Source organism: Chamaesiphon sp. VAR_69_metabat_338 (assembly GCF_031423935.1).
Taxonomy (GTDB): domain Bacteria; phylum Cyanobacteriota; class Cyanobacteriia; order Cyanobacteriales; family Chamaesiphonaceae; genus Chamaesiphon.
Window position 1 is genome coordinate 1 of the sequence record NZ_JANPGM010000332.1, and the last position, 6,250, is coordinate 6,250.

8 protein-coding genes and 1 tRNA gene are annotated in these 6,250 nt (G+C 49.2%); 4 read left to right on the forward strand and 5 right to left on the reverse strand.

The window, feature by feature from the left end; genetic code table 11:
- Positions 1-151 precede the first annotated feature (151 nt).
- Entirely contained in the window at positions 152-241 is a 90-nt protein-coding gene (gene petN / locus RMO84_RS09500) for a cytochrome b6-f complex subunit PetN (protein ID WP_295613425.1), read from the forward strand.
- A 79-nt stretch (positions 242-320) separates the two neighbouring features.
- Here the strand turns inward: petN and RMO84_RS09505 are convergent, their stop codons facing one another.
- Entirely contained in the window at positions 321-1,331 is a 1,011-nt protein-coding gene (locus tag RMO84_RS09505; protein ID WP_310488230.1) for a MoxR family ATPase, read from the reverse strand.
- 83 nt (positions 1,332-1,414) lie between these two features.
- Positions 1,415-2,377: a hypothetical protein gene (locus RMO84_RS09510; RefSeq protein WP_310488231.1), complete on the reverse strand. Its 963-nt coding sequence runs from the start codon at positions 2,375-2,377 to the stop codon at positions 1,415-1,417.
- Between the two features lie 277 nt (positions 2,378-2,654).
- Here RMO84_RS09510 and RMO84_RS09515 point away from each other — a divergent pair, with 277 nt between their 5' ends.
- Together RMO84_RS09515 and RMO84_RS09520 are read left to right on the forward strand one after the other, a co-directional pair.
- Positions 2,655-3,329, forward strand: coding sequence for a hypothetical protein (locus tag RMO84_RS09515; RefSeq protein WP_310488232.1), 675 nt, complete (start codon positions 2,655-2,657; stop codon positions 3,327-3,329).
- Positions 3,330-3,378: 49 nt separating this feature from the next.
- Entirely contained in the window at positions 3,379-3,609 is a 231-nt protein-coding gene (locus RMO84_RS09520; RefSeq protein WP_310488233.1) for a hypothetical protein, read from the forward strand.
- Here RMO84_RS09520 and RMO84_RS09525 read toward each other — a convergent pair.
- The gene (locus RMO84_RS09525) at positions 3,606-4,109 is read right to left on the reverse strand and encodes a molybdenum cofactor biosynthesis protein MoaE (protein WP_310488234.1); all 504 of its coding nucleotides are present in this window, start codon (positions 4,107-4,109) and stop codon (positions 3,606-3,608) included. The genes RMO84_RS09520 and RMO84_RS09525 overlap by 4 nt on opposite strands.
- A gap of 75 nt (positions 4,110-4,184) precedes the next feature.
- Here RMO84_RS09525 and RMO84_RS09530 point away from each other — a divergent pair.
- A tRNA-Ser gene (locus tag RMO84_RS09530) sits at positions 4,185-4,271 on the forward strand.
- A 62-nt stretch (positions 4,272-4,333) separates the two neighbouring features.
- Here the strand turns inward: RMO84_RS09530 and obgE are convergent.
- The gene (obgE, locus tag RMO84_RS09535; RefSeq protein WP_310488235.1) at positions 4,334-5,386 is read right to left on the reverse strand and encodes a GTPase ObgE; all 1,053 of its coding nucleotides are present in this window, start codon (positions 5,384-5,386) and stop codon (positions 4,334-4,336) included.
- Positions 5,387-5,880: 494 nt separating this feature from the next.
- Positions 5,881-6,250, reverse strand: a 370-nt coding sequence (locus tag RMO84_RS09540) for a fatty acid desaturase (RefSeq protein ID WP_310488236.1), incomplete at its 5' end; no start/stop codon positions are given.

Genomic DNA, 6,250 nt, shown 5'->3' on the forward strand with positions numbered 1-6,250 from the left:
CCCTATCCCCTATCCCCTATCCCCTATCCCCTATCCCCTATCCCCTATCCCCTATCCCCTATCCCCTATCCCCTAATCATGTTGTTTGCTAAGTAAGTCCGCAACGGATTATGATAGATGCAGGCATAAAAATATACTTCTAACTAAAACTATGGATATTCTGACTTTAGGTTGGGTCGCGCTGTTAGTATTATTTACCTGGTCGATTTCGATGGTAGTGTGGGGTCGCAACGGTTTCTAAGCGCGACGGCACTATCTCGATCGTTGAATTAGCTCTAGCTAGATAACCCAACCCTGACGGTTGGGTTTTTGATGGGCGATTAATTTAAAGATGCTGCCAATTGGCGATAGTCTTGAAGAAATTTCTGAATCGAGGGGTCTTTTTCAATTAGGGCTGTAAATAAGCCTAGTTGTCCGCACGATCGCATCAAGCCCAATAAATCTGAGATAAATAACTGCACCCACTCAGCCGGTGCGACTCGACTGAGCCACCGAAAAGCATGACAAGCCCGATCGACATCTGTTGCTGCATGTACTGTCAAACCGATCGCGGTTGCGTAGCGCGCCGAAGGCTCGACTGGAAACGGGATTCGATCGCCTTTGCCTTCGCAAATTGCCTGTAAATCGGGTAACATCCGGTACATGTCGATAAAGGCTTGAAATTCGGCACTTGCTGTCATCCCGATCGCGGGGGCGACATCCAATCCATGCGCATGTAAACTACTCGCCATCATCCACGATCGCGGCGAACACCAAGCTGGTTGGTGCGGATCGATTTTGTGCAGTAAACTCGGACGAAACGACAAAAACGCGATAATTTGCTCGTGAACCCCTTGCTGCAAGGCATAAGCCTTAAAACTTTCAAAATCCGGCTCCACTTGTAAATGCAAGAACCGATTGGCGAGCGGAGCGGGCATATCAAACACCCCCGCCCGATCTTCCTTGCGATTCCCTGCCGCCCACACATACCAGCCAGCAGGGACGACATAAGTCCCCACTCGCCGATCTAATATGAGCTGTTGGGCGACCCCTTGCATCGCTGGTGGAGCCATATTAATCTCATCGAGAAACAAAATTCCCTGCCCCTGGGTTGGTAAAAATTCGGGTGGCAACCATTTGGATACCCCATCTGTGGCGACCGGCAAGCCGCGCAAATCCGTCGGAGCCAATTGACTCAGCCGGATATCGATAAATTCGAGCTGATGGGCGGTAGCGAGTTGTCTGACGATGCTCGATTTACCAATTCCGGGCGCACCCCAAATCATGGTGCTAATTTTGAGCTGGTTGGTAATTAAGCGATCGAGATAAGTCTGTAAATCTTGAGGATTCATGGTAGCGCAATGCAAGTATAAAGACAGTCAGGGCTAAACAGTTGTGGTATTTGCTAGTTAAGTTGTCAACTAGCTACCTCTAGTCACTTCAATAACTTCCGCAACTCATTGCGCAGTTTTGGAGCTGTGTTTGGATTACTAGCAAAAGAATCATAAATAAGTCGATCGAGCGGACTAGGTACATCGGGATCGATCTGGAGTTGCTGCCAAATCGAATCGATGGTGTCGCTGGGAGTCTGAGGATGGCGGACGATCGCCAGCAGTAATACCGGCCAATCGGTCGCGGCTAGCTGTGTCAACTGCGTCGATGAGGTATCGAGCTGTTTTGCCAGCCACAGGGATTGTGCTGCTGTCTCACTCGGTGCTAGATACATCTGCATCAATAGGCGGGGATTTAGCTGCGGGTGCAGGGCGACCAGGATGGTAAAAGTCGGATCGTAAGGACTGCCATACTTACGCAAGATTTGTTCGAGCACGGGGATGGGTGTCTGGGCATTTTCGGCCACAATCTGGGCGATGCCCGCACCAATGTCCGTAATTTCCGCCAGCAAATGTGTAGGTGTCTGGGGATGGGCAGCCACAGCCCGAATCAATTCGCGATCTCGACCCCGGGATTTTTGAGCCAAGTGTTCGATCAGTTTACTCGGCGTATGGGGATTGTAAGCTACTGCCAACCACAGACTATAGTCTTGTTGAGTCACTGCATACTCCATAAAGCTTTTGGGTACTCGATCGCATTGGAGTAGACTCGTGAGGGTCGGCTGCGGAATGGTGGCGACCAAGTCAAGCTGTTCTATCTGTAGGAGTTCAAAAATTGGATTATTTAAAATGGCTTCGGGAAAGTCAATTCCTAATTGCCACAAGGTCTCCGTTGGCGTATTGGGATTGCTCGCGACTAGTTGTCGCAGGTGCCAATCTGCCGCCATCGCTAGTTTGCAGAGTAGTTGGGGGCTAGTCTGGGGATCGCTGGCTGCCTGCACCATTGATGTCATTTGCGCTCCAGATGGAGTCACCTCATCCGTCACTGCAGCTATAGTTACTTTCATACACAATCGATCGATCTTTCGCTTACTCACTCATCAATTAAAGTACCCAGACTACAACCCAAAGATAGAGGTGCGGCTCGTAATTCAGCACTGGTTCGACTACTGAGCATTAAATTTGACTCGATTGCACTCAGTATTTTTGCTCAAAAAAGTACCAGAGTATAGTAACTATTTATAATACAGCTATAAGCTGAATTCTTAAGGGTGTTATTTATTACCGACAGATTGGTGTTTTCAGTGTTTCAATTGCAGTAGGTATTTCAATAATCTAGATCCCATGATTAAAATTCCCTTCGATAGTTGTGTGATTGTCAGCACGCTAGATTTCTCACAAATTACACAGCGATTAGCAAGTGCGATTTATGTGAGTTCGGCGACCGATCGAGCGAGTCTCGATAGTCTAGAAACCGATACTTCCGATCTCAAACCCACACAGCAGGGCTATTTCGGCCAGATCCAGGGGTTTAAATTTTCCGCGACTCGGATAGTCGGACACAAGTCTTTGCATTTACCAGCCTGCTTATTTCCAACGATCGAAGGCGACATCAACAGCCTGTATCATGGTTATGAAATTTTGCTCGATGTCAAGCTGCACAATCTAACATTCGCGCTGTTGTTAGGTGGGTTGGGTGGACTACTGGCGACAATTGCCCCTGCCCTCGATAATATTTTAGGTGGAAGTAAAAACGAGCAATATTTAACGATCGTCGAAATCTTCCCATTGCTGTATCTGAGCGTGCTCATCCATTTTTATGTGGATGCTTGGCGCGCCAAGAAGTTTTTTAGAAGCTTATTTGTCAAAGGATTCGCCCTCAAACCGCTAGTCGAGCGCGAAGTTGCCCAACCACCAGCATGGAATTCAGATTTACAGTTTCAAGACGCTGGGAATGTGCGATCGTCTACCGAGCTACTCCGCCAGAATTTACCTTCGTTTCCGCGTAAAGCTCGTTAGGAGGGGGGAGTGGGGAGCGGGGAGCGATGCGCGTAACTCCTGTCTTGTCTTGCTTCCATGGCCGGGGAACAAAGGCGGGAGCAAGCCGCTAACGGAGTGGCTGTGCCTACGGCAGGCTACGCCAACGCCAACGCCTTTGTTTCCCGACGGTTGCGACCGCCGCTTAGGCGGCGCGCAAGCTTCGAGACAGCGGGGACGCTTGCATTCTATTCCGTATCCCCTAAAGCCTAAAGCCTACCCTCTACCCACAGTTAACCTCAGACTTTCGCCAGAGATCTAATGAGGCGATGAGGGCGTTTCACAGGCACCAATACTGACCCAGGTACTGGCTTTTTGACCGTCGATTTCGGTGTACCATTCCTTTTTCCAAATCGGTGCTTGGTGTTTGAGAGTATCGATCGCGTATTGACATGCGGCAAAAGCCTCGCCGCGATGGGGTGTACCGACAGCCACCAGGACGCTGATTTCGCCGATTTTGAGTTTGCCGATCCGGTGATAGATGACGAGATGATTGACATCCGGCCACCGATCGCGAATTTCCCACCCGATCGCGGCAAAGACCCGGATTGCCATTGGTTCGTAGGCTTGGTATTCGAGGTAATCTACCGCACGACCATCGGTGCGATCGCGGACTGTCCCGCTCATGACAACTACAGCCCCATTCCCCGCATCATCTGCCAATTGATACACTTCATCTAGGGAGAGAGGCGCAAACCCGATCGCGAATCGATCGGCGGGGTGAGCCGAGACTTGAGTAAGCGGTAGCGGGGTGGTTGTCATAGTTGCGGTGAAATATCTTGTAAAAATCTAACCAGCATGATATTATTGGCAAATGTCAGTAAATCTGCGCTATCTGGATAGGTGGCTGAGTGGTCGAAAGCGGCACACTGCTAATGTGTTATAGGGGTAACTCTATCGAGGGTTCGAATCCCTCCCTGTCCGTAATAGAAGAGCAATTCTGCCAAATAGGTAGGTGTAGTCAAAAACTATACCTACCTATTTTGTTATTTTAGGACGGGAAATGCAGCACGTTCGAGTGCGAGTTTATCCGCAAGGCGTTCTGCGGCTAATTTATCCAATTGCTGCCACACTTCTTGCAGCAATGGATCTAATCCCGTCCGCGTCGCTGACGAAATCAAGAATACTCGTTGGTTGGCGATCGCGCTCAGAGCTTGAGCGATTTCGGCGACTTCCTCCTCATCTACTGCATCGATCTTGCTCAAGGCCAGAATTTGGGGTCGGGTAGCCAAAGAGTCATTATAAGCCGTCAACTCCTGCTGAATCGTCTGGTAAGCCCCGATCGGATCTTCACTAGTCGCCTCGACTAAATGCAATAATACGCGCGTGCGCTCGATATGTCGCAGAAAGTCGTGCCCCAACCCAGCACCTTGAGAGGCACCTTCAATTAGTCCTGGAATATCGGCAAATAATGTCCCATCTCCAGACGGCTTGCGGACGACACCTAAATTGGGTATTAGCGTGGTAAATGGATAGTCGGCTACCTTCGGGCGGGCGGCTGAAAGTGCCGAAATCAGGGTGGATTTACCTGCATTTGGCAGACCGATAATCCCGACTTCGGCTAGTAATTTTAGTTCTAAGCGAATCCGTTTTTGCTGGGGAGGTTGTCCGGGGAGGGCATATTCTGGCGCGCGGTTGCTATTGCTCAAAAAGTGGGCGTTTCCCAAGCCACCTTTACCACCCGCGACGACTTTAAAAGTTTGGCCGGGTTCGACTAAATCGACGAGGAGTTCGTCGGTAGCCGTATCAAAAATTATCGTGCCACAAGGTACCTCGACAATTAGGTCTTCGCCAGTGGCACCCGTACAATTTTTCGAGCCGCCTTTGGTGCCATTTTCAGCTTTGAAGCGACGGTTGTATCGAAAGTCGAGTAGGGTTTGGAGATTTTCGACAGCGGTAAAGTATACCGAGCCGCCTTTGCCGCCGTTACCACCAGCGGGGCCGCCAGCAGGGACATATTTTTCCCGCCGAAAGGCTACCATCCCATCGCCGCCACTGCCGGATTCTACTTCTACTTCTGCGAGATCGATGAATTGCATGTTTGGGCGATTGGGTGTAGGTGAGCCAGGCTTTATTTTAACTTACTATCTTCGACAGAGACTGTGGCGAATCTAAATGATTTGGCATCGTCAGTATCTGTAGGGGCTGGTTTATGCTAAAGACGATCGCCAGACACCACAATTTTCAAACAAACCAGCCCTCCCCTACCAACATCTAAATGTTGTGAGTTGAATCCTCAGAGCTGTTTGTGCGTTAGGGCAGGTTCGTTGCTAACGATATGCATAGCAACCGCCAAGGCTGTTAGAACAATGCGACCATTACTGCTACATCCCCGACTTCTCGTTCGCGTAGCGTCTCGAAGAGAAGAAGTCGGGGATGTGTCCTAACAAGTCTGGAGATCGCTACAGATCGCATAATTTCTAGCATCAACCTGCCCCTACAGACCCGTAGTGTATTTGTCGATCGAAGGAAGATACATTAATAAAAAAGGTGGGCTTTTGCCCACCTCGTTGTTTATCTTACTGACATATTGCTAGTTATTAGCGTTAAATTCGCGGAAAGTTTGATAAAATTCGTTCTCTTCATAGATATGACATTTATCAGTGATATCTTTCATCATTTCCCAAGTGAACTTCCGTTCCTTGATATATTCACCCCAATTGTCTTTGATGATGGCGTGAGCTTCACGCAATCGGTAAGAAGGAATAGCGATCGAAACATGATGTGGCACATGGACATTGATATCGTGACAGAGGAACTCGACCCAAGCTGGGTAGTCACAATGTACGGTACCAGATAACTGCGCGACCGCTTCGTTCCACTCACCTTCAGGATTAAACGGAATATCTGCGGCAGTATGATGGACGATCGTAAATGTACTCATCCAGAAGTGATATACCAAC

What these genes read in the sequence shown, in the direction of transcription:
- petN (WP_295613425.1), top strand. Translation starts at nt 152, where the DNA reads ATGGATATTCTGACTTTAGGTTGGGTCGCGCTGTTAGTATTATTTACC.
- RMO84_RS09505 (WP_310488230.1), bottom strand. Translation starts at nt 1,331, where the DNA reads ATGAATCCTCAAGATTTACAGACTTATCTCGATCGCTTAATTACCAAC.
- RMO84_RS09510 (WP_310488231.1), bottom strand. Translation starts at nt 2,377, where the DNA reads ATGAAAGTAACTATAGCTGCAGTGACGGATGAGGTGACTCCATCTGGA.
- RMO84_RS09515 (WP_310488232.1), top strand. Translation starts at nt 2,655, where the DNA reads ATGATTAAAATTCCCTTCGATAGTTGTGTGATTGTCAGCACGCTAGAT.
- RMO84_RS09525 (WP_310488234.1), bottom strand. Translation starts at nt 4,109, where the DNA reads ATGACAACCACCCCGCTACCGCTTACTCAAGTCTCGGCTCACCCCGCC.
- obgE (WP_310488235.1), bottom strand. Translation starts at nt 5,386, where the DNA reads ATGCAATTCATCGATCTCGCAGAAGTAGAAGTAGAATCCGGCAGTGGC.